This is a genomic window from Paenibacillus sp. J31P13 (assembly GCF_056269295.1).
Map to the genome: position 1 here is coordinate 54,083 of NZ_JBWDNR010000015.1, position 22,866 is coordinate 76,948.

The following is a 22,866-nucleotide window of genomic DNA, read 5'->3' on the forward strand; positions in this document are numbered from 1 at the left end:
AGGGTTCTTTTTTTTGTACAGAACGTGTACAGAGCCATCCATTATACTAATGAACAGTGTAATTATGGAAAAGAACAACGAATCCAGGGGGAAGTTTATGAGACACAAAGGCTTCATTAGAGTAATCAGCTTAATCCTTACTGCTGCACTGCTCGTACAGATCTATCCGATTGAGTCAGGAAGACTTAAGGTGTTTGCTGAGGAAATTGATATTTCCGATAATCACTCTGCAGGTCAATCCGATGAGTCGGTTTCCTCGAATAATAACCATAACAATGAATCGCAAGAATTAGATAGTACGGTAAGTGCTCCAATTGTTGAATCGGAAACCGCGGTTGAACAAGCAGCGGCTGCTAACCGAACGGCAACAGATAAGCTTGAGGATTATGAGTGGGGTAAAGTCGAAACGCTCATTACGCCTTCCGCTCGACTCGGAGCAGCTATGGCGTACGATGAGAAAAACGGCAAGATAATCATGTTTGGCGGTCAAGGAGCTTCTAGCTTGCTGCGTGACAACTGGCTGTGGGATGGAGAAGCCAAGCAGTGGCAGAAGCTTCAGGACTCAAGTGTTCCAAGTCAGCTGACAAGCCGTAAAGGAGCGGCAATCGCCTATTATCCAGGTACAGATCGGGTTATTTTGTTTGGCGGTGAAGACGCGTCTGGCGTTCTGAACGATACCTGGGCTTGGCATGGGGAAGAACAGCAGTGGCAGAAAATTTCTATCACTTCACCTCCGGCAAGGGCTGGAGCTCAAATGGCATTTGATGGTGAAAATTTAGTGCTGTTTGGCGGCTACACATTGTCGGGTTCCATGAAGACACGACTAGCCGATACATGGACGTTTAATGGCACGGAGTGGACGGAGAAAGCGCCGGAAAATAGTCCGCCAGCCACGCATTCAGGTGCGATGAGTTTTGATGGCACGCATGCGGTGCTTTACGGCGGTAATATTGGGGAAGAGCAGCGTAATGGCTCTCCTTATCAAATCAACTCCAACAAGCTATGGTCGTGGGATGGCTCAACATGGAGTGACAACAATCCGACAGTTGAGCCGCAGGATTGGGGACGCTGGGGACAGGCTATGGCATTCGATGGACGCCGTGTTGTGTTCTATGGAGGAGAGTTCGATTGGGTGAATCCCTCGAATAGCTCTATTGTACCGAGCAAGAAACGTCCGATTGCTAATCCGGCAGATAATAACGGTAGAAAAGGCGCCTTTGCTTGGGATGGAAGTGCTTGGTCCGTATTGATTGGTGCGAGTAAAGGACCGGGCGGCGGTATGGTAGGCGGACCTGGTTCAGGCAGCTATATGAGCATGGCTTATGATGGGAATAATTTTGTACTCTTTGGAGGCTCACATGAGTGGGGAGGATTGTCCAATGAAACCTTCACGTTCGGAAATCCATTGCCTAAATTGCCGGTTGTACGTATAACGAGTACGCCTTTACTTCTCATGGATAAAGAGAATACCGCAAATGATTTAGTAAGGTTTACTAGTGATGTGGTTGGCAAGGCTTTGACAGAGGTTGGCATCGAGTATCGTGTAGCGGGACAGACCGAGTGGATGAAGAAACCGGTGACGACTGCAGCTGCTGGTGCAGCAACTATCGATCTTAACGGTTTGAAATGGCAGGTTGATTATGAGGCTCGGATTTATGCAACGAACACAGTCGGGACAGGCTACAGCGCAATCACAGCGTTTAAGTTTTATGAGGATCCAGCGATGGTTGTACCCGATGTCCGTTATGATCGCGCCTCACCATCTGTTCTTCATGTTAAAGATAAGAAACGGATGGTTGTGGTTGGTGAAGGGATCACTGGTTTATGGCGTAAGCCGATCGAAGGCATTCATTACACGCTAAACAGTCAAACGGGAGAGAAATTTCCGCTAAAGGCAACTATTCGTAATGATCGGGAGCTTGAGCTGACATGGACGGCTGACTTGCCGGAAGGTACTTATAATTTGGATCTTAATCATGATTTTTATAATGACTTTTTCATTGAAAATGCGTTGATGATCACTTCAACAGGTGTTTATGAGCCGCGTGATTATAATGAGATCGTGATCAAAGGAACAGATCCGGATAATGCGGATATCGACCAAATGACACTGCGAGGTCCTTTTACAGAAAAACCTTCGGAGCTTGGTGTCTATCGGTTAAATAATATGAATCAAGTCGTAGTTCTGAATGATTATATTAAATTTCAGGGCACTTCCCTAGTAGTCGATCAGCGGGGCGAAGATACGCTAGTTTCAGGAATTGGGCGGCTTTATGTTGAGAAAGCTGGGCTAATGTATACTCTTTTTCTAGGTGAATTCCAATTTGATTCTGCGGATTTTGTCATTGAGCTGAATGGTAATATGAAGCAGTACGATTATTTAAGTCTCAATCTGCCAGTTGAAGTGAAGACCATTACATTCATTAATAAAGGCGTGCGCTTAGGCGGCGAAATTAAGGTGGATTTCAAAGCGGGCTCAGGCAAGTTTAAGGGTGAGTCGGAAATAGAAGCGCTTGAATTCAAACGCGACCGATTTGATTTTTCTGGTGCCTTCAAGGTAGAGGGTGCATTTGAAGCAGGACCGCTGGAAGGCGCGGAGCTGCGCTTCCGGTTGGATACACGAATTCCGATGTACGGCGCGGGCGGTTCATTTGATTTGCGTAAGCAAAACGTAGGCTTTGAAGCCGATATTGCCTTCAAGTATGGGAAGCTTGATGCGCTTAGCTTTGGGGTACACCGCAAAATCAAGCTTGGCTCAACAGGTGCTCAAATAACGCGTTTAGGCGGTGGCTTTGAAAATCTAGCGAGCCAGCAAGAGGTGCCTTTTACAGTGAAGGCATTCGGCGGCGCTTCCGATGTGATCGCTCCCGAAATTAAAGGCTATAACATGGTTAACGGGAATGATCTGCGCGTTGCTCTGTCCAAATATCATTTTGATGCATCAGGCGAGTTAGCCGTTTACTGGGTGCCTGTTGCAAAGCTGGATTTTCTGCTGCTATGGAATGCGGCGGGCTTTAAGGAATACACGAGTCCGGGCTTCCGACTAGATGCAAACTTTAATTTGATTGACATCGTAGTCGGTCAGCTTTATGCCCAATATTTTTCCAAATCAGGATTTGCCGGTTACGTAAGCGCAAGAGTACAAATACCAAAATCGATTTCAGTCATTGGAGGTAAAAAGTTTGGCGGTATTGATGTTGGCGTGAACAGCCGTCAAATATTTGCTTCCGTTGGTTCAGGCTGGTTCGGCGGTTCAGCGAAATATATCTTCCCAAGCAATAGCTTTAATTTTAGTCTAGGCGCCAGTAAGGATATGACGAGAGAAATTGAAAAAATGAAAAGTCAGATCCGTAAAAGCAGCTCACGCTCTATACAAAGCTTGGGCTACACATCCTTATTTTCGAATCCATTTCCAGTTTCCATGTATACAGCCTTGACGAATCCGCTGCTTGGCGGAGACGGGGGATATTCCTTGACACTCAGCAAGGATACCCTTCATCAGCGTACGATTGGTGTAGATTCCAATAAGCTTGGACGCTTCTCTCTAGGACAATTTAGCGGTGTCTTGCAGGAGTCGGCGCCTAATGCTAGCTTTACGAAACAAAGTGAAATTCAATACGAGTGGAAGGCAAAGCATTCCTATGAAGCGCTGCTTACACTTAACGGAAAGCCGGAAGGGGTTTCAATCTTACTTCCAAATGGCACATCTGCCTCCTTGTATTATGGTGAAGCGGCGAAATTGCCTCAGGGCGCGGTGCAAGCCGTGTACGTGAGTAAGGATGATACGACTTATATGAGTCTCAATATGAAGGCAGGAGAAGGATGGAAGCTCATTTCTCCAACAGCGCTTCATGTTAAGCTAAATCAGTTAACCTTCAAAAAAGAAGGGCTTCAATTAAATAGTCTTGCCGCTCAGTGGTCAACAGCGACGGAACTGAAGCTGACAGCCATAGATATGGAGCAAACGGGATTAAAGCTCATTGAAATCGGAGATCCAGCAGGTGATGTTACGATCTATAAACCAGACGGACGTGCTTATGACGTTATTGCTGACGAGAGTAAATCTGGCTGGAACACGTTTAGAGATGGGAGCAGCGGCAATCTTTACGTCATGGTTGATGTAGCTCAGCCGGGTGAGTGGTTGATTGATGACGGCGGACATTCGGAAATAAATGTGTTTACGCTTGGCGAACAAGCATCTGCTCAAGCAGTGAAGAGTTGGCTAGCTAAGGGTGAGGTACAGACGGAAATTGCTCTGACAAGCGGACAGAAGCTTCTGGAAATCAAAGGGACTGCTGAAGATATCGTTTTGTACCAACCAGATGGCACGGTATATCCATTGCAGCTTGATCGCAGTGAACGAGGCTGGAATGCACAATATGATGCGGATAAACAGCAATGGACGATTCTTGCAGAGGTGGATTGGAAGAATGCAGGACAATGGGTTGTGCAAAGCAGTCGGTTTGTCGATATCAGAGCTTTTCATACCTCGCAGTATCTTGATAATTTGCAGCCTTTCTTCTCGGAAGGTCCGGCAGAATATACGACTGGCTTGCAAATAGATGAACCGGGCAGATACATGTTCGCGATTACGGGTGGAGACATGGACACGAAAGTCTTTGCACCAGATGGTAGAGCGATCAAAGCAATTTTCGAGAATGAAAATAATAAGGATTATAATGCGGTATTACAAGAAGCCGTCGATAGTGAAGAGGATGCAGAATTATACGGAGATGTTAAAATCACTTCTAATTTGCCGCTTGTTACGGATAAGAATATTTTATATATAGCTGCGGATGTGGAGAAGACAGGAAATTGGAAAATCAGTTCCTCTGGTCCCATTGAGGCAACGATGTATAAGCTTGATCATGTTGCAAAAATCAGTGAATTTAGCGCTGTAAGCACGGATGCAGACACGAACAGCTTCCAAGTGAAGTGGAATGTAGAAAATGCTGCGCAAGGGACTAAAGTAAGCTTGATGCTGACAGATTCAAAGGACAAGCTGATCGGACCTGTCATTGCTGAGGGTCTCCCTGCTTCTGGTATTCAAACCATTACGATTCCAAACGGATTTATGCCAGGTCAGTATTGGATATCCGTAGTGGCTGATGGAGAGGATATTGCTCCCCTATATGCAGTGACAGATGAGCCCGTTGCACTGACTGCTAAAGTGATGCTTCCGCAGCCAACAGGACTTGCGATCACTTCAACAGGAAATAAAGAGCTTTCCGTGTCATTCAAATCTGTAGTGGCGGAAGGTCTCGATCATTATCAGTTTTCAGTTCGTTATAAAAATAAGGATGGCGAACAGCAGTCAGAGCGCTTTGGTGTAGATCCGAAGGAAGGTCTATCGCAGGAAGTTATTATATCTGGTTATGAGCCTGGTCTTTCCTATGAGATTGATGTAATGGCGATCGGAGAAAAAGATGGAGAGACAATCGTTAGTCCTGTATCGGCTAGCGTGAAGGCATTCTTGCCGGTTCCTAAGCCAGCGAATGTGGGGCTGACATTTAAAACTGATGCTGCTGCGAAGCAGAAGGAAAGCAATGTTCAAGGCTATGACGGGCAAGAGGAACAAATTGTTCAAACATCAGCCAGTCAAATCAGCATTGAAGTTCATAGCGATCAAGCGGCAAATGTAAATCTCTCGATCAATGGCAGCTTATTAGGAAGTAAGCAAGCAGCGGCTGGAGCAACAGTATCCTTTAGCCTGAACGACTTGCTTGGCGAAGCGGAGCTTGAGCAAAGAGATTATGCGATCGAAGTGGAAACGATTAATGACAATGGTGATTATAGCTATCAATATCGCAGATTGTTTGTCGATCGTATTGAACCGTTTCTTTATGCGGCTGGGGAGCTGGATGAGACGGGATTGAATCGTGAAGCTCTGAATGGACAAGTCGTTTACGGCAGCCGATTGCCTATTATTGGTCAAACAGAAATAGGCGCTGCATTGACGATTGACGGACGCTCCATTCCAGTGAATGGGGACGGAAAATTCCAATATTTTGTACCCATTACATGGAATGCCGCAGGTACTCATACCATTGATATTATTGCAGAGGATGCAGTTGGAAATACGTCCACATATCGCTTTGAAGTGATTAAAGGAACCGAGACAGAAGCTGAGGCAGCTGTAAATCCAGTTGACCTTGCAGCGCTTGAGCTGGATCAAGGAATTTTGTCACAGCCGTTTAATCCGGGTGTAACGGACCAATATGAAGCCGTACTAGAGGAAGGCAAGGTTCGAGTCTATGCTATGCCAGCGGTTCGGGGCTCGAGCGTTACCGTTAATAATAGACCTTTGAACGCGAGCGGCTATGTTGAGCTTGATGCTCCAATTGGCAGCGAAAGCAGTACGTTGGAGATCAAAGTAACGGCAGCTGATGCAAGCTCGAAAACCTATCTGATCCATGTTCGCGGTGTATTATCGGATATAGCTGCGCTGAGCAGTCTGAAGCTGCTAGATGGAGAGCAGGAACTGCTCACTGAGCCTGCATTCAACGCTCTCGAAACGAATTACACGGTTTATGCAGCAAACAAGACGAATCAGCTGATGTTATCTGCAGCCGCGTTTAAGTCAGGTTCTGTCATAAAGGTAAATGGACAAATAGTGGGTGAATCCAGCTCAATGAGCGTATCATTAGCTGCCCGTGAAACGAAGCTTGAAATCGAAGTAACAGCACCGGATGGTCTGGCAAAAGAGCTCTATCATTTAACCGTCATACGCGAAGCAGACAGCAATGCGCTGCTTGAGCAGCTGTCGATTAGCGGAGGGAAGCTGACAAAGACCTTTAGCAGCGATGAAACCAGCTATGGAGTCATTGTACCGGCAGGATCAGCTTCATTTAGCCTCATCGCTGAGCCTGCAAGCGCAACTTCAGTTATGAGCATGGCAGACAGTGGAGCTGTGCTGAATGCCGGCTCTGCCTATGTCGTACCATTAGTGGAAGGCATGCAAAATGTTCAGTTGAATGTTACAGCTGAGGATGGATCGATCATTTGCTATACACTTTCTGTCATGAAGCAGTCGGCTCCAGCCCCTGAGGCTCCGCAGCTCAGTGAGCTTCAGGCGCAGGGCTTGAATCTGCTCCCAGTATTTTCTGCTAATCGCATGAGCTATAAGCTGGAATATGTAACAGCAGATAATCAAGTAACCATTTTTGCAAAAACAAAGGATGCTGCTGCTCATATTACGATTAATGGAAAACGTATAAATAATGCAGGAATTGAGAATGTCGGTTTGCAAGTTGGAAGCAATCTCATCCTAGTCGGCGTTGAATCAGCTGATGGCAGCAGTTCTAAGCAGTATTCCATTGAAGCGGTTAGAAGAGCGAGCACAGCTTCTGATAAAACTCGAAAAGCATCTGTAGATATTGGCGGCAATTCGTCCTCAACGATTGTGAATGTACTGATTGCAAGAAATGTGAGTCTTGATGGCATACAAGTTGATTCGGTCAATATTTCTCTTGATCAAGCAAAAGAGATTATTGAGCAAGTGAAAGCAAAGAAACAAACGTCTGCAAGTATCATTATTACGGATTTACCAAATGATCCTGCCAATCAGTTTAGAGTGAATATACCTGCTGCTGCAGTTGCAGCACTGGAAGCTAGTGGAATTTCTTTGGTTCTTCATACACCTAGCGCACAGGTTACGCTCTCTCCTGAAACACTGAGCCATATTAAGCAATCAGGCAATGATCTATACTTCAATATCAGTCCGATTCGTGAGCTTCAAGAACAGAAGGAAATTAAAAGTAGATTACTTAATACGAATGAGCTGAAGACATTAGTCGGCGGAAGAACGGTGGAGGTGCTGGGTTTGCCGACCAGGATCGAAACGAACTACAAGGACAGCAATACACGCCTTGTATTGCCGCTATCAGAACTTAAAGTTTCTCGCGGAAGCCTGGATGCTAAGCTGCTGTCCACGCGATTAATGATTTATATTGAGCATAGTGACGGAGAAAGAGTTCTCCTTAAAGGTACGATGCTCTATGATCTATCGGGATATGTTAGCGGTATCGAATTCGAAGTCAATAAATTCAGTACCTTTACAATCATTAAATTGATGGATGACGATATTTTTGAGCCGTATATAAGCGGATATCCGGATGGTACCTTCCGAGCTAATCGCAACATTACACGCGCCGAGCTTGCATCTGTACTGGCTAAGGAACTGAATCAGGATAGTCTGAAGGAAGCTGACTCATCTGGTCATTCACAAGGGCTAGTGAAAGAATTGAGACTGGCTCCGTTCAAGGACGTTTCTGAGGCACATTGGGCTGCAGAAGCCATTCATCTGCTTCAAAAACATGGTATTATGAAAGGAGATAATCTTGGTAATTTCAGACCAAACAGCAGTGTAACAAGAGCCGAGATGGCAGTGATTGCAGCCAGATGGAATGAATTAACGCAAGATGTAAGCGCGGCAGGATCATTTAGCGATACGGCTCAGCATTGGGCGGCTTCGTATATCCATGCTGCGGAAGCGGGAGGCATGATGAAGGGATATCCGGATGGTACTTTCCGTCCAAATGCTCCGCTTCTTCGAGGAGAAGCTGTTCGAGTGCTTAACGTGATCTTCAAGCGCCCGGTTCCACAAGGCATGATAAGATCCTTATGGCCGGATGTTACGGCTAGCCACTGGGCGGTTTATGATATAGAATCTGCTTCTAGCTATGTGCAGCTGTTGCCTAACGGAGAGGCACATTTTGTAACGAATGATTAGAATGAGCAAGAAGCTCTCTAACGAATAATGGGTCGGGAGAGGGGAACGCCAAGACGATGCTGAAAGTCATACTAATTGATGATGAGGAGCCTGCCTTAATCCATTTGGAGCGGCTTCTCAAGGCTGATGGCCGCGTGCAAATAGAAGGTAAATTCACCTCTGGTCAAGAGGGCCTGGCGTATCTTGTCCGCAGCAAAGTGGATATTGTATTTCTAGATATTGGAATGCCGGAGATGAATGGGCTTGAGGCAGCTGAGCATATTCAAGCGATTGATAGCTCTATCCGAATCGTATATATTACGGCGTACTCCTCCTATGCGGTTGAGGCGTTTGAACTGTATGCCCTTGATTATTTACTAAAGCCGGTTGATACGACTCGCATTACGAAGACGTTGGATCGCATAGTGGAATACATGAGGCTTACGAGAGGACAAGCACAGGAAACAGCGGTTGACCCAAAAGCAAATGAACTGGCTGTTCATTGCTTTAAGCGTCTTGAAATATTAGGCGGTACAAATTTACATGAAAAAATAAAATGGCGAACAAAAAAAGCGCAGGAGCTCTTTGCCTATCTTCTTCATTTGGAGGGGAAGTGGGTTTCTAAGGAACGGCTTATTGAAACGTTGTGGAGGGAATACGAGCAGGATAAGGCTATCACGTATTTGCATCACTCTGTTTCCCGTATCAGGTGGCTGCTGCGAGAATGGGATGCAGCAATTACCGTTGAATATGCGGATGAGAGCTACCGACTTTCCCTAGGCGGTATTCGTACTGACGTAGCTCAGTTTGAGAAAACAGTCTCTGAACCTATCTATCAATTTCGAGATAACTGGAGCCGATACGAGCAAGCCGTATCGCTTTATGCAGGAGATTACTTAGAGGATCATAACTATGAATGGGCGGAGACGAGAAGAATTAGCCTCCAGCAGCGTTACTTGCATTTGGTTTATAGCATGGCGAGATATGAAATTGGAGAGGGACGAGAGCAGTCGGCTATTCAGCGACTGCTCTCTGCTCAGGAAAAAGCCCCTTATTCGGATGATGTCTGTCGGATGCTGCTAACTGCCTACTCTAGGTTGGGGGACGCAGTGGAGCTGCATCGCTGCTATGAATCATTTGCCTATATTTTGATGAATGAGCTTGGGGTTTTACCAGATTTGCAGACAACATCTTTATATGTTCAATTGAAGCAACAAATACATGCAACGAAGCAAGGGGGCAACGAGTAGTGCGAAAGCAATGGCCATTCTTAATTGTAATCTTCCTGATCGTTGTCGGTTTTCCGGTTTATGGTTATTTCTATACCCAAATAGCAGCAGAAGAAGCACCCCAGTCCATTGATGGGGTGCTTCATTTGAATGATTGGGACTTTGAGGAAGACGGCAATGTGGCGCTTCAAGGAGAATGGGAGTTTTATAGGAATCAGCTGCTCGTTCCAGAGCAATTTGCTGATGCAATCCCTGCCACGATGAAGGAACCGGTCCTAACTGGCATTGTTCATCTACCCGGTCAATGGAATAGCTATATTTCAGCAGATGGAGAGCCGGACTACGGAGGGTATGGCACCTATAGGCTAATCATTGATTTGAATACGGAGCCTGATGCGATGTACGGTATTCGCACGACGAATATCCGTATGGCTAACAAAGTATTTATTAATGGATCAGAAGTAGGGGCAAGCGGAACACCCGGCATTACAAAAGATGAGGATAAGCCTTCTAATGTATCTTATGTGGGCTTTTCACTTCTAAACAGCTCGCAAGCAGAAATAATTGTACAGGTGTCGAATTATAACTACTCCTCTGGCGGCATTATTTATCCAATTTGGTTTGGTCATGAGGATGGAATTAGGAAGAGCCGAGAATATGCATTATTCGGAGACTTTGTGAGCATTGTCGGCTTTGCTATTTTCGCTGCATTCTTTCTTCTTCTCTATTATATGCGCAAACAAGAACGTTCACTGCTCTACTTAGGATTGTTTTGTTTAGTTGTAATTATTTACGTTATGACGCATGGAGAAAAGCTGGTTGGCATGTTAATGCCATCCCTAAGCTATAAGCTGATTTTGAAGACGCAAGCGATATCTCCTACTGTAGCCTATTTTTTCTTATTGCATTATGTGAATGTATCCGTTCCGAGAGCCATCAGCAAAAAGGTAATGAATTTTTGTAACACGCTGGCTGTGCTTTCTCTGCTTTCTGCTATTTTCGTTCCTACCTTGCAATATTCCCAATGGTTTTGGGTTTCGCTTGTACTCTCATCCTTTATAGTTGGGGTCTTTCTATATGTGATGGGTAAAGGTATCCAAAGACATACGCAGGACGCCGTTTTCTTATTAGTCAGTGTTGTGAGTATTATTGCATTTATATTGCTCAATGTGATGTCCGTCATGGGGATACTGGAGAATCAATTTTTCCAAAGCTATGAATTGTTTGTTTTTGTAATTGTCCAAGTCGTTATGCTCTCCAAAAAATTTTCGCGTTCCTTTAATGAAGTTGAGGAGCTCTCTCGCAAGTTATTAACACTTGATGGGCTTAAGGATGAGTTTATGGCTAATACGTCGCATGAACTGCGAACGCCGCTTCATGGAATGGTTAATATTGCAGAATCACTGCTTGGGGGTGTGGCGGGAATGCCAAATCCGGCTCAGGCAAGGCAGCTTTCTATGATTGTCTCGACAGGCAGAAGATTGAAATATGTCATTAATGATATTTTGGACTTTGCGACTTTGAAAAATGGTGAGCTCGTGTTGAATCGTAAGGCGGTTGATCTTCCTGCAACAGCTCAATCTGTCATGGAAGTTATCAGACATTTGTCAGAGAAGAAGGGCGTACGTCTGACACAGCAGTGGCCTGACGATCTTCCATTGCTGCATACAGATGAGGAAAGGCTTAGACAAGTATTGTTTAATTTGCTGGGCAATGCGGTTAAATTTACACAGCAAGGCGAAATCCAAATTAGTGCGGAAGTCGTCGATAGAATGGTGAAGGTAAGTGTATCTGATACAGGAGTAGGTATTGCTTGGGAGAAATTAGACGGTATATTTGAGCCGTTTAGTAGCTCAGCGCTGGCTGCTTCACAAGAGGGATATAGTGGAACCGGCATTGGACTTAGTATAACGAAGAAGCTTGTGGAGCTTAGCGGAGGTAAAATCAGCGTACAGTCTCAGCTTGGACGAGGATCAATATTTCACTTCACCGTACCTGTAAGCACTTCAACGTTTATCGGAGAAAATATACCGATTAGAGAAGCGCAAGCAGCTACCATCTCTGAAGTTGCAGCCTCTTCAATTGAAGCTTTTGCGGACAATGCTGTCCATCTAGGCTCCAATCCATTCGTGAATATGATGAATGCTCCATCGAATGACAGTCATTCCTTTACTGTCATGGTTGTTGATGATGATCCTATTAATTTGCAGGTGCTTATTAATTTGCTGTCATTGGAGAACTACAAAGTGATAGCGGTCGATAATGGGATGGACGCTTTGGAGGAGCTGTCAGGGAAGCTGCGAATTGATTTGGTTATTACCGATTGGATGATGCCGGAGATGTCCGGATTAGAGCTTTGCCGCGAAATAAGGGAGCGTCACGAATTGTCGGAGTTACCCGTGCTTATGTTGACGGCGAGAGATTTTGCAGGTGATGTCCAGACAGGCTTCAGCGCAGGAATAAATGATTTCCTCTCTAAGCCTGTTGATGCTATTGTGCTTCGTGCAAGGGCTCGTACTTTATTGCAGCTACGTCAATCCGTGCAAGCTTCTATCCGATCGGAACTCGCATTTTTGCAAGCTCAGATCAAACCGCATTTTCTATACAATGCGCTGAATACAATGATTTCTATTTGCCCAACCGATCCCGACAAAGCAACCTCGCTGCTGTTGGATTTAAGCTGTTACTTACGAAGCAGCTTTGACTTTCAAAGCCGTGATCAGGTTGTTACGTTGGAGAAGGAATTAGAGCTGGTTCGCTCCTATATTGCCTTAGAGCAAGCTCGATTTGGGAAACGGCTTCGCATTGTATACGACATGGATGAGCATGTGAGCGGATTTATTCCTCCGCTTAGTATTCAGCCTATAGTGGAGAATGCGGTGCGACACGGTATTATGCAGAAGGCTGCCGGAGGAACGATTGTGCTCTCGATCGAGCAAATCGGAGATACCATCAAACTGACGGTTTCTGATGACGGTTTGGGCATGAAGCCAGAGCGACTGAACATGCTGCTTCAGGAGCAGCCGCGAAGAGAGGGAGTCGGACTAATCAATATTCATAGGCGACTAATATCCTTGTATGGTAAAGGATTGACTGTTACTAGTGAATGGAAAATGGGAACAACGATTTCCTTGGAAGTACCTCAAGCTTGGAGGGAACAGTGAGAGCTATATATTTTGTAACCGGGGACACTGAAAATGAGTTAAACTGTAGAAAATATCTTAAACTTTGAAGGGTGTGAATGATTTGCCAAATTCATTCGTGTTACCGTCTAATGAGAAGGTTAATTTATCCCGAATCGATCCTAAGCATACAGGTGATTTTCAAAGCAAAGAAGATGTTTCTGAAGAAATAAGCAAGCTGAAGGAAGAGCTTGAAGAATTGCAAGAGAAGCTGGTTGCTGGGAAAAAGAAAGCGGTCCTGTTTATTTTCCAAGGGATGGATTGCAGCGGCAAGGATGGGAGCATTAAGCACGTATTCTCGGGGCTAAATCCGCAAGGGATATATTCGTATAGCTTCAAATCGCCTTCTGAAGAGGAGAAGAGCCATGATTTTTTGTGGAGAGCGCATAACAAGGTGCCACCGCTCGGTTATATCACTACCTTTAATCGCTCCTATTATGAGGAAGTGCTGATCACGCGAGTGCATGGCACGGTTTCGGACAAGGAAGCGAAGCAAAGGTTTAAGCATATCAATCATTTTGAGTCGATGCTTGCTGACAGTCATGTGAAGGTCGTCAAAATCTTTCTACATATATCTAAGGAATTTCAGCTGGAGAAGCTTAAAAGCCGTATAGAAGATCCAACTAAAAACTGGAAATTTGATCCTTCTGATCTCGAAGAGCGCAAATCATGGGATCTTTACCAAGATTATTATGAGAAGCTGTTTAAAAATTGCAGCAGCAGTGCCCCTTGGCATATCGTGCCTTCGGATAATAGATGGTATCGTGACTATGCCGTTCTCAAAATTGCAGTGAAAGCACTGCGCAGCTTGCACTTGAAGGAGCAGAAAGCTATTCCGGAGCTGCAGCTCTTCTTGGAAGAGATAGCGAAGGAAGAAGAACCATCACCAACGACTGAGGCTTCAGCAGAGGTTAATCAATCGTAGACGAATTCTAGTGTCCACTGGTGTGAGCTGGAGGTCTGAGGGACCGTAGTGTCCAGCCGAGCAGGCTAGAGCTTAAATAGAGCTAGAAACTAGCTCTATTGGCTCGAATTTGATTCGTTTACTGAGAATAGAGCTAGTTTCTAGCTCTATTGCAGAGGCTGAAGCGGTCTAGAGGTCATTTGAGAGCCTGAAAGGTCTGAATAAAGCTAGAAACTAGCTCTAATGGCTCAAATTAGTTTAGTTTACTGAGAATAGAGCTAGTTTCTAGCTCTATTGCTCCGGCTGCAGCTGGGTGTTAATAATCCTGTCGGATAAAAAAAGAGACAACCCCTCCCCGTCATGTGTTAAACATGCTCAGGCAAGGTATGTCTCTTTTTATATACTAGCACTTATTTATCGCAAAGCTTCTGCCTACCCGCCGATACGAGCTAGCTCTAATACGACTTCATCCAGTTGATCTTCACCAAAAACCTTGATGCCATTTTTGCGAAGCAGTTCGGTAGTTGTACCTTCTCCTTCTTTCTTTGCATCGGTGAAGCTTCCGTCGTAAATGAACAAGCTGCCGCATGATGGGCTGTCCTGCTTTAGAATAGCTAACTTGACATCGTTTTTTAAAGCTAAAGCAAGCGTAGCCTGAGCGCCTTTCTCGAATTCCTCTGTTACATCAGCACCTGATCCAGTCACTACGCGGTCCCCTTGACGTTGTGCGTCTGGACGTGGCGTAGGCAAGCCGCCTACCACTTCAGGGCAAATATGAACCAGTCGGCCTTCTTCATGCCAGTTCAAGAAACGAGAATCGAGACAAGGAACATCACCGTTGTCATAGCGCACTTTATGTCCCAGCAGACAAGCGCTCACTAATATTTTCTGTGTCATCGTATTTCCTCCGTTCCATAATTTTATTACTTTATATAGTTATGGCTCTATGTTACTTTTTAGCCATCTCTAGTATTTCATTTGTATAAGCTTTTGAGAGATCAACTTTGTTTTTTACAATGCCGAATTGGAGAGCAATGTCAGCGGTTTGTTGGAATGAAGCCTCATCAATGTAACCGATTTTGGACTCATCTGAACCTTCAGGAAGAACCAAAGCGCCGATTGCTTTCATCATGCTAAGCTGGTGTTCTCTTGTTGTGCTTCCTTTGTCTACGCTCTTCATAACGATGTCTACAGCAGCTTCAGGGTCTTTAATCGCATCGCTCCAACCTTTGAAGGAAGCGCGAAGGAATTTTGCAGCCGTTTCTTTGTTGTTAGCAAGCCATTCGGAGTTGACGAAAAGATTGTCTTCCAGCATAGCTACGCCTTCATCATTCATATCGATTACATTAAGATCAGATTCTGCTATGCCTTGCTCAAGAATCATTGGATACTCATTATGAGTAAGAGCAGATGCTACATCAAGCTGATCATTCATAAATTGATCCATTGTAAAACCTTGCTTTGTCAGCTCAACATCCTTGTCAGAGCTGATATTGTATTTTTCTAGCAAGGCTAGAATTTCAAACTCAAGACCGCCCATCCAAGCGCCGATTTTCTTTCCTTTCAAATCAGCTGGACTATTGATGCCTGCCGATTTTTTGGAAACGAGCAAAAATCCGCTTTTTTGAGACATTTGCGCGATTTCAACGAGCGGGAATCCTTCCTCTTGGTGAGATAGAAGACTTCCTACCCATGAGTTTCCGATATGTGCAGCTCCATTAGCGACTTGTTGCTCTGGAATGATATCAGGACCGCCAGCTAGAATTTCAACATCTAGACCTTCTTCTTTGTAATAGCCTTTTTCCAATGCTACAAAGTAACCGCCAAATTGTGTTTGGGGGAGCCATTTCAGCTGCAATCTTACTTTCACTAAATCTTGTGTGCCCTCATCTTTTGAAGCTTTGGAGCTGTTGCTGTTGTTGCTGCCGCATGCTGACATAATGGCTGAAAATGCGATAACCAAAATGAGCAGCAGCATAGCTTTTCCATAATGCTTTTTCTGATTCATTCTCTTCGTACCCCTTTAATGTTTTTTGTTGTAGGCTTTGTGCTTATATGGTCAGTCGAACGTCATTGCTGGATGTTCAAGACGTCCGAAGGATCAAGCTGTATTACGATCTTTGAGAAGTGTGCCATCTGACGATGACTTTCTCTAATTCTTCGATAATGACATATAAGATAACGCCAGAGACAGCAGCCAAAATGATACAGGACCATCCTAGTGACATTTTGGCCACCTTGATAGAATTGGAAAGCAGATAACCCAGTCCCTTCGATGAATAGAAAAACTCACTCACGATGGCTCCGATCATACTGACTGTCGCATTGATCTTTAAGGCAGTGAAGATATGCGGCAAGCAATTATTTAGCCGTAAATAACGGAATACTTTAGCTTTGCTGGCACCGTAGGCGTGCATCAAGTCAAGAGCGAGGGGATCAATATTATTCAAGCCTTTGTGAGCATTGAAAGCCATGGCTGCCATTGTTGTAATCGTTACAACCGCTACACGTGAACCTAGTCCGTCACCAAACCATAGATTCATGATTGGAGCAAGAGCAATAATAGGAACGGCATTCAGCGCTGCAACGAGAAGCAGTCCGCCTGATCCCCATTTGGGCCATGCAGTGGCAAGGAGGGCAAGTCCGAAGCCAATGGCAGAGCCTACAAGCATTCCAAGTAAGGCTTCGATCATGGTGTAGCCCGTGTATCGAAGAAGCATATCAAAGTTTTCCAACAGGGCAGCCCATATTTTGGAGGGCAGCGGAAGCTGATGAACTTTAATATTCAAAAGGGAATGAAAAACCTTCTGCTGCCATAGAAAAACAACGAAAATGCCAACCGCAAGGGGTAAAACATAGTTTTTAAAGGTATGCTTGATGTTGAACATTAGCGCGTACCTCCTTTAACTCGAAATGCAGGCTGCCAAGGTGTAACCATCCGCTCAATGAACAAGACAATTAAATAACTGACAATTCCGAGCACAGCAGCAGCAACGACTGTCGACCAGAACATATAGGTATTTGATGGACCATAATACAAATTTCGAAGCATAATCACACCTATTCCATGCCTTGCACCCATTAACTCAACTAGAATGGCTGCCGTAACAGAAAGAGGAGCAGCGATCTTCAGTCCGCTGAATAAACCAGGCAATGCGTTAGGTAAAAGCAGCTTCCAGTAGACACTCCATGGCTTTGCGGCATAAGAATACATTAATTCTACTGAGCCAGGAGATACACTACGCAATCCTTTCAGCATGTTGAGGCTGACAGGGAAGAAGGTTATGTAAGCCGCAATGATAATACGAGACCAAGAGTCATCATGAACGATGCCATAAATAATAGGTGCTAAGCCAAGTACCGGTATCATTTGAGATAAAATGACGTATGGAAATGCAATTTTCTCAGCCCAAGTGGATAGGCTCATCAGAATAGCAAGCAGCATACCGACCGCAGTTCCTAGTAAAAATCCAATCCCTGAATAATAGAAGGTGAACCAACCCTCGTAAATAATGGTGGAACCATAGGTAAATAGGGTGTAAATAACTTCATGGACATAGGGGATTTTGGATTGTGCCATAGTCACCTGCTTCATATCCAAATACCAAGATAAGGCTTCCCATAAAAGTAGAATGGGTATCGCCCATACGATTGCCGGCAGTATTCGTCTCCACAATTGCATGGGTCTAAACTCCTTCGAAGCTATCGCGTATTTGTGCGATCAATTGAAAAAACTCTGGACTATTTCGCATTTCCTTCGTCCTTGGACGAGGAAGGGGGATATCGACTACTGCGGAAAGTCTGCCAGGGTGAGGGGATAGAACAAATACTCGATCGGATAGGAAAACAGATTCAGAGATGCTATGCGTAACAAATACAACGGTACTATTGATTTTTTTCCAAATGGTTAAGAGCTCTTCATTAAGCCGCTCCCTTGAAAACTCATCCAAAGCTGAGAATGGCTCGTCCATGAGTAAAATCTCAGGCTCCATCGCAAGCGCTCGCGCAATGGCGACTCGCTGCTGCATGCCTCCGCTCAATTGCCAAGGATACTTGTCTTTGAAATCCTGCAGGCCGACAAGCTCTAGCAATTCTAAAGCTTTCTTCTCACGATCAGCTTTTTTAACTTTCATTAATTCAAGAGGCAAGGTGACGTTATCTTTGACCTTTCTCCACTCATAGAGGGTCGGGCTTTGAAATACAATGCCGTACTTTTGTGAAAGTCTGGCTTCTCTTGTTGTTTTCCCAGCAACGGTAACCGAGCCGGTTGTAGGCTGGAGCAGATCGGCCATAATTCTTAGCAATGTCGTCTTTCCGCAGCCAGAAGGCCCTAACAGAGAGACGAATTCACCCTTTTCAATGTTTAAGCTAACCTGCTTTACCGCTAGCACGGCGGATGAATCGGTCTGATAACTCATACTGACATTTTCCATTTGTATGCCTTGCGCTGTCATTCTAGCTGCCTCCAATTCTAGTGAAACTGCCAATGATAGGGGCAGTATTATTCAGATTCATAAGCATGAAGAGTATTAAGGCTATGAGCCAAGGCGGCTCCAGCCTTTAATGCGATAGCAATCAAACTTGTTTCTGCTATTTCTTCTATTGTTATTCCCTTGTCCTTGGCAATTCGTGTAAAATATTCAATAGCGTAAGCATTGCCAATGACTTGTGCGGAGCCTACTGCGATTAGCGCCTTATCTTTTGAAGAGACGCACTCTTCTTGGATTGCTGTATGTACAAAATCAAAAACAGAATCATACGCCTGCTCGTTGATCATTTCCCATTGCTGGAGCAGGGCAATATTGCTTCTTGGAAATAAATCACTTTCTGTTGATTCCTTGAATGCTTGAATGGTATTGGCTCCGGTTGCGAACACCGCGTAGGCGTTTACGGCAGCAGCTACTGAGATGGCTTCAAGCAGCTCTTCAAGTGTAGCTTCTTGATTCTTCGCTTTGGCTACATGTATATCAATGCAATAAGGGCAGCCCGTAATATGAGCAGCCGCAACTGCAATCAATTCCTTGGAGTAGAGAGATAGCTCGCCTTGTTTAAAGACTTGTTTGCTAAATGCGCCATAATTGGTATAGCTTTGGGGAGAGTGAGCAAACATATTACTCAGTAGTTGCCCCTCAAGCTCTAGACTGGTTTTGGGGTACAAGCTTTTAGTCGTCATAATGGAGTCTCCAGTCCTAATAATTTCAAAATTATACTAATCCGATTCAAATAGTCGGCTTAATTTCATTTCATATAGTATATAATAGACACAACTTTCCAAAAAGTATAATTGAAAAAAGTAATGTTATTCATTAATAATAGTAAAGATAGAAGAGGGGCAGACATCCTATGCAGATTCGTTTATTAACAACTTTTCAAACCATTGTTAGATTAGGAAGCTTCCATCGCGCCGCAGAAGCATTGCAATACTCTCAGCCTACTGTTTCTATACAAATCAAAAAGCTTGAAGACGAATTGGGTGTTAAGCTTTTTGAACGCAGTAACCCCATTAAGTTGACGAGGGACGGGCAGTTTATTTACGAGCGGGCAGAAGCTTTATTGAGAGAGCATGCAGACTTCAACAGTACACTAGCTGATATTAGCAAAGGGGAAGCGGGAATGATTGTTCTTGGCGCAGCTGAGCCTGGAGCTAGCAGACTGCTTCCTGAGGTTATAAGCACATTTATGACCAAAAAACCTAAAATCGGCATTAAAGTCATTGTTGGCACCAATCAGGAGCTTATGCAGAAGGTGTTAAATGATGAGGTTGATTTCGCATTATGTCATCAGCCAGAGCCGCATCTCATTGATTTATGTCAACAATCTGAGCCTAATATGGAGCTTGAGTTTCATCCTATGCTGTTTGAACGCTTTGTTTTACTGCTTCCCGAGAATCATAGGCTGGCGAGCCAAGAGCAAATTCGGCTGAATGACTTGAAAGAAGAGAAGCTGCTTCTCACACCGACCTCTTGCCCTTTTCGGATCAAGCTGGAATCGATGGTCTCTCGAAAAATGGGCGGAAGTCTCAAAGACTCTATTGAAGTGGGCAGTGTTACTGCGATTAAATATTATGTCCAAGCTGGTGTTGGGATAGCGATTGTTCCTGCTGCAGAAGCCGCTCCGCCTGTTGATGGAACGATTATCAAGCAAGTGGAAGACATAGAGCGAGGACCGGAGATTGGCGTTCTTGCCAAACGAAATTCTATTATTCAAGGCACTTATAATGAAGCGTTATTTGAGGAGCTTAGGGGCTCCCTTTCGAATAGCAGCGGTTCTTTTCACGAACCATTAATTTAATTTATTGATTTTTATAAAATAGACTGATTACATATATTTCGTAACATGCGCCCCATAGAAGGAGTAACGGTTAAACCTTATGGTTTCCCAATTCCCTTGTATAGGGCGTTTTTTATATATGGCATTTATTTAAGAGCATCTATTATCAGATTTATCAAATAATAGCTGGACATATATCTTTAGTTTGGTAAGCTTGGTATAAGGCCTCTGAATCAGGGGCCTATACCTTTTCTAGGAGGAGAAAAGCATGAAAAAGTCAGTCGGAAGCTTGTACAGAATAAGTATCGTGCGCATAGGGGGAGAGGTCTACTATGAACCATAGTATCGAATTTTCCAGCGTAAGGGAGCAATTAGTGCGGCAGCTTATCCTATTAGGTGACGAGAAGAATCGTTTTCTTGACGCCTATTTTGTTATGGAAGGAAAAGAGAGACAAGAAATTAAGCTCTTCCTCACCAAGTACAAGGAACTAGTAGAAAAAATACTTGCTATGGGAGATGAGCATTTGCTCTCTCACGTACTCATCGGCAGTCACGTTACGATCGAATATCCAGAGTTTCGTACAACGGATTCATTTACCATTGTAATGCCGAGCGAGGCTGATCCCGATGAGAATCTGATCTCCTTCCTCTCTCCGGTAGGAAAGAAGCTGCTGATGGAGCCTATAGGTGAAATTGTCTCCGTTGCTGCTCCATCCGGTGAGATCCAATTTTGTATAAAAGAGATTCAATATCCTGCTGGAAACGCCACCCCTGAAGGGGGGACTCCAATTGAATCTTAGAGAAACGGATCTTCCTGGAATTGGACGGAAATATAGCTTGCAAACCCGCAGCGGGGAAAATCTCGTTATTGTTGTTCACAATGATGAACGCCGCGATTTATTTCATATCGATCCGGACCATTCGGACGACATGTTGTCGATGGTCACACTCGACGATGAGGAAGCAAGAGTTGTATCTGCCATTATTGCAGGCGTCATGTATAAACCGAAGTTTTCGGATAATCAAGAGATCACGCTAGATGGTTTAGTCATTGAGTGGATTCGCCTTGAGCCATTGTCGAAATGTGTGGGCAAGCAAATCGGACAATTGGATATTCGCAGAGTGACTGGAGCGACTATCCTCGCTGCAGTTGAGAGAGATAAGTCCAAGCATATTAATCCAGGTGCAGATTATGTGTTTACGGGAGGACTTACATTAGTCGTAGCAGGTGAACGCCAGCAATTGAATCAATTAAAAAAATTGCTGTTAAATGGAACGCTATAGTTGATGGAGACGCTCATATTTGAAGTTGGGTTGGCACTGGCACTCATAACACTTACTGGATTGATTTCAACAAAGCTTCGTTTCTCGGTTATCCCGTTCTACATTCTAATTGGAATGGCTGTTGGACCGCATGCGCCGCATTTTTGGATTATTGATTTGAGGTTTATTGAGAGTTCCTCCTTTATTGAGTTTATGGGACGTTTGGGTATTCTATTTTTGCTGTTCTATTTAGGATTGGAATTCTCGGTTGCGCGTCTGCTTAAATCAGGGAAAGCAATATTAGTTGGCGGTTCCTTCTATGTGGCATTGAACTTCTTGTCAGGTTTGCTGCTAGGCTGGATGGTTGACTTGCCAATAAAAGAAACATTAGTCGTTTGCGGTATTATGACGAGCTCATCTACGGCTATCGTAGCCAAAGTTCTGGTCGACCTAAAGCGTACGGCAAACCCGGAAACTGAAATTATTATGGGTATGATCATGTTCGATGACTTGTTTATTGCTGTACACATCTCGATTTTAACAGGCTTGATATTGAGCGGAGCGACATCCTTTATCAGCGTATTGATGATTTCATTAACCGCGCTTTTGTTTATTGTTTTGTTCTTGTATATCGGCAGGAAGGTCATCAAGTATATTGATATCGCTCTCAATATCAAATCATCGGAGTTATTTTTGCTGATGATTATGACGTTGCTGTTTCTTGTCGCAGGATTTTCAGAAACGTTACATGTGGCAGAAGCCATCGGAGCTTTGATGATTGGATTGGTTCTAGGGGAATCTAGGCATGTGAAACGGATTGAGCATCATGTTCTGCCGTTTAGAGATATTTTTGGAGCGTTGTTTTTCTTCAGCTTTGGTTTGACCATAGAACCTGCTTCGCTAGGGGGAGCGGTGGGAATGACGCTAATTGCAGTAGTGTTGACGATCATCGGCAATTTAGGAGCGGGGATGATTGCTGGGCGTATTTCCGGTATTTCACCAAAAGCTTCGTTAAATGTCGGTTTTACGTTGGTATCGCGAGGAGAGTTCTCAATTATTATGGCGAATATTGGTAAGGCGGGCGGCTTGATGGTATCGATTCAATCCTTTGCTGTCCTATACGTACTGATTCTCGCCGTACTTGGTCCTCTGCTGACCAAAGAATCAAAAATGATTTTTAATGGCTTTGCATATTTGAAGAATAAGCTAATGCGTACAAAAGCAAAATCAAATGAATAACCTGCTTATAAGGGCTGGTTAGTTTGTTGATAATCAACCATAAGATGGCTGTCATATAGACAGCCAGTC

At 44.3% G+C, this 22,866-nt stretch carries 14 protein-coding genes; 8 read left to right on the plus strand and 6 right to left on the minus strand.

Annotated features, from left to right (window positions below; genetic code table 11):
- Positions 1–97: 97 nt before the first annotated feature.
- The 4 genes from AC0YOD_RS27025 (at position 98) to AC0YOD_RS27040 (ending at position 14,046) form a co-directional block, all read left to right on the plus strand.
- A complete protein-coding gene (locus tag AC0YOD_RS27025; protein ID WP_475802449.1) occupies positions 98–8,731 on the plus strand; it encodes a cadherin-like beta sandwich domain-containing protein in 8,634 nt (2,877 codons plus the stop codon).
- 56 nt (positions 8,732–8,787) lie between these two features.
- Positions 8,788–9,960: a response regulator gene (locus tag AC0YOD_RS27030; protein WP_475802450.1), complete on the plus strand. Its 1,173-nt coding sequence runs from the start codon at positions 8,788–8,790 to the stop codon at positions 9,958–9,960.
- Entirely contained in the window at positions 9,960–13,103 is a 3,144-nt protein-coding gene (locus AC0YOD_RS27035; protein ID WP_475802451.1) for a hybrid sensor histidine kinase/response regulator, read from the plus strand. The genes AC0YOD_RS27030 and AC0YOD_RS27035 overlap by 1 nt, the downstream gene beginning before the upstream one ends.
- Positions 13,104–13,185: 82 nt before the next feature.
- The gene (locus tag AC0YOD_RS27040) at positions 13,186–14,046 is read left to right on the plus strand and encodes a PPK2 family polyphosphate kinase (protein ID WP_475802452.1); all 861 of its coding nucleotides are present in this window, start codon (positions 13,186–13,188) and stop codon (positions 14,044–14,046) included.
- 411 nt (positions 14,047–14,457) lie between these two features.
- Here the strand turns inward: AC0YOD_RS27040 and AC0YOD_RS27045 are convergent, their stop codons facing one another.
- From AC0YOD_RS27045 to AC0YOD_RS27070, 6 genes are all read right to left on the minus strand, one after another.
- Positions 14,458–14,922, minus strand: coding sequence for a 2-thiouracil desulfurase family protein (locus tag AC0YOD_RS27045; RefSeq protein WP_475802453.1), 465 nt, complete (start codon positions 14,920–14,922; stop codon positions 14,458–14,460).
- A gap of 52 nt (positions 14,923–14,974) precedes the next feature.
- Positions 14,975–16,033, minus strand: coding sequence for an ABC transporter substrate-binding protein (locus tag AC0YOD_RS27050; protein ID WP_475802454.1), 1,059 nt, complete (start codon positions 16,031–16,033; stop codon positions 14,975–14,977).
- A 103-nt stretch (positions 16,034–16,136) separates the two neighbouring features.
- On the minus strand, positions 16,137–16,913 hold the full coding sequence (locus tag AC0YOD_RS27055) for an ABC transporter permease (protein WP_475802455.1): 777 nt from the start codon (positions 16,911–16,913) through the stop codon (positions 16,137–16,139).
- Positions 16,913–17,707 (minus strand): ABC transporter permease, encoded by a 795-nt coding sequence (locus AC0YOD_RS27060; protein ID WP_475802456.1) that lies wholly within the window; start codon positions 17,705–17,707, stop codon positions 16,913–16,915. The genes AC0YOD_RS27055 and AC0YOD_RS27060 overlap by 1 nt, the downstream gene beginning before the upstream one ends.
- Positions 17,708–17,711: 4 nt before the next feature.
- Complete coding sequence (locus tag AC0YOD_RS27065; protein ID WP_475802457.1) at positions 17,712–18,479, minus strand: ABC transporter ATP-binding protein; 768 nt, start codon at positions 18,477–18,479, stop codon at positions 17,712–17,714.
- Between the two features lie 47 nt (positions 18,480–18,526).
- On the minus strand, positions 18,527–19,198 hold the full coding sequence (locus AC0YOD_RS27070) for a carboxymuconolactone decarboxylase family protein (protein ID WP_475802458.1): 672 nt from the start codon (positions 19,196–19,198) through the stop codon (positions 18,527–18,529).
- A 170-nt stretch (positions 19,199–19,368) separates the two neighbouring features.
- Between AC0YOD_RS27070 and AC0YOD_RS27075 the strand changes: the two genes are divergently transcribed.
- The 4 genes from AC0YOD_RS27075 to AC0YOD_RS27090 all read left to right on the plus strand — a co-directional run bounded on the left by AC0YOD_RS27075 (position 19,369) and on the right by AC0YOD_RS27090 (position 22,797).
- Positions 19,369–20,316 (plus strand): LysR family transcriptional regulator, encoded by a 948-nt coding sequence (locus tag AC0YOD_RS27075; protein ID WP_475802459.1) that lies wholly within the window; start codon positions 19,369–19,371, stop codon positions 20,314–20,316.
- Between the two features lie 311 nt (positions 20,317–20,627).
- A complete protein-coding gene (locus tag AC0YOD_RS27080) occupies positions 20,628–21,095 on the plus strand; it encodes a GreA/GreB family elongation factor (RefSeq protein ID WP_475802460.1) in 468 nt (155 codons plus the stop codon).
- On the plus strand, positions 21,085–21,579 hold the full coding sequence (locus AC0YOD_RS27085) for a cation:proton antiporter regulatory subunit (protein WP_475802461.1): 495 nt from the start codon (positions 21,085–21,087) through the stop codon (positions 21,577–21,579). The genes AC0YOD_RS27080 and AC0YOD_RS27085 overlap by 11 nt, the downstream gene beginning before the upstream one ends.
- A gap of 3 nt (positions 21,580–21,582) precedes the next feature.
- Entirely contained in the window at positions 21,583–22,797 is a 1,215-nt protein-coding gene (locus tag AC0YOD_RS27090; RefSeq protein WP_475802462.1) for a cation:proton antiporter, read from the plus strand.
- Positions 22,798–22,866 lie beyond the last annotated feature (69 nt).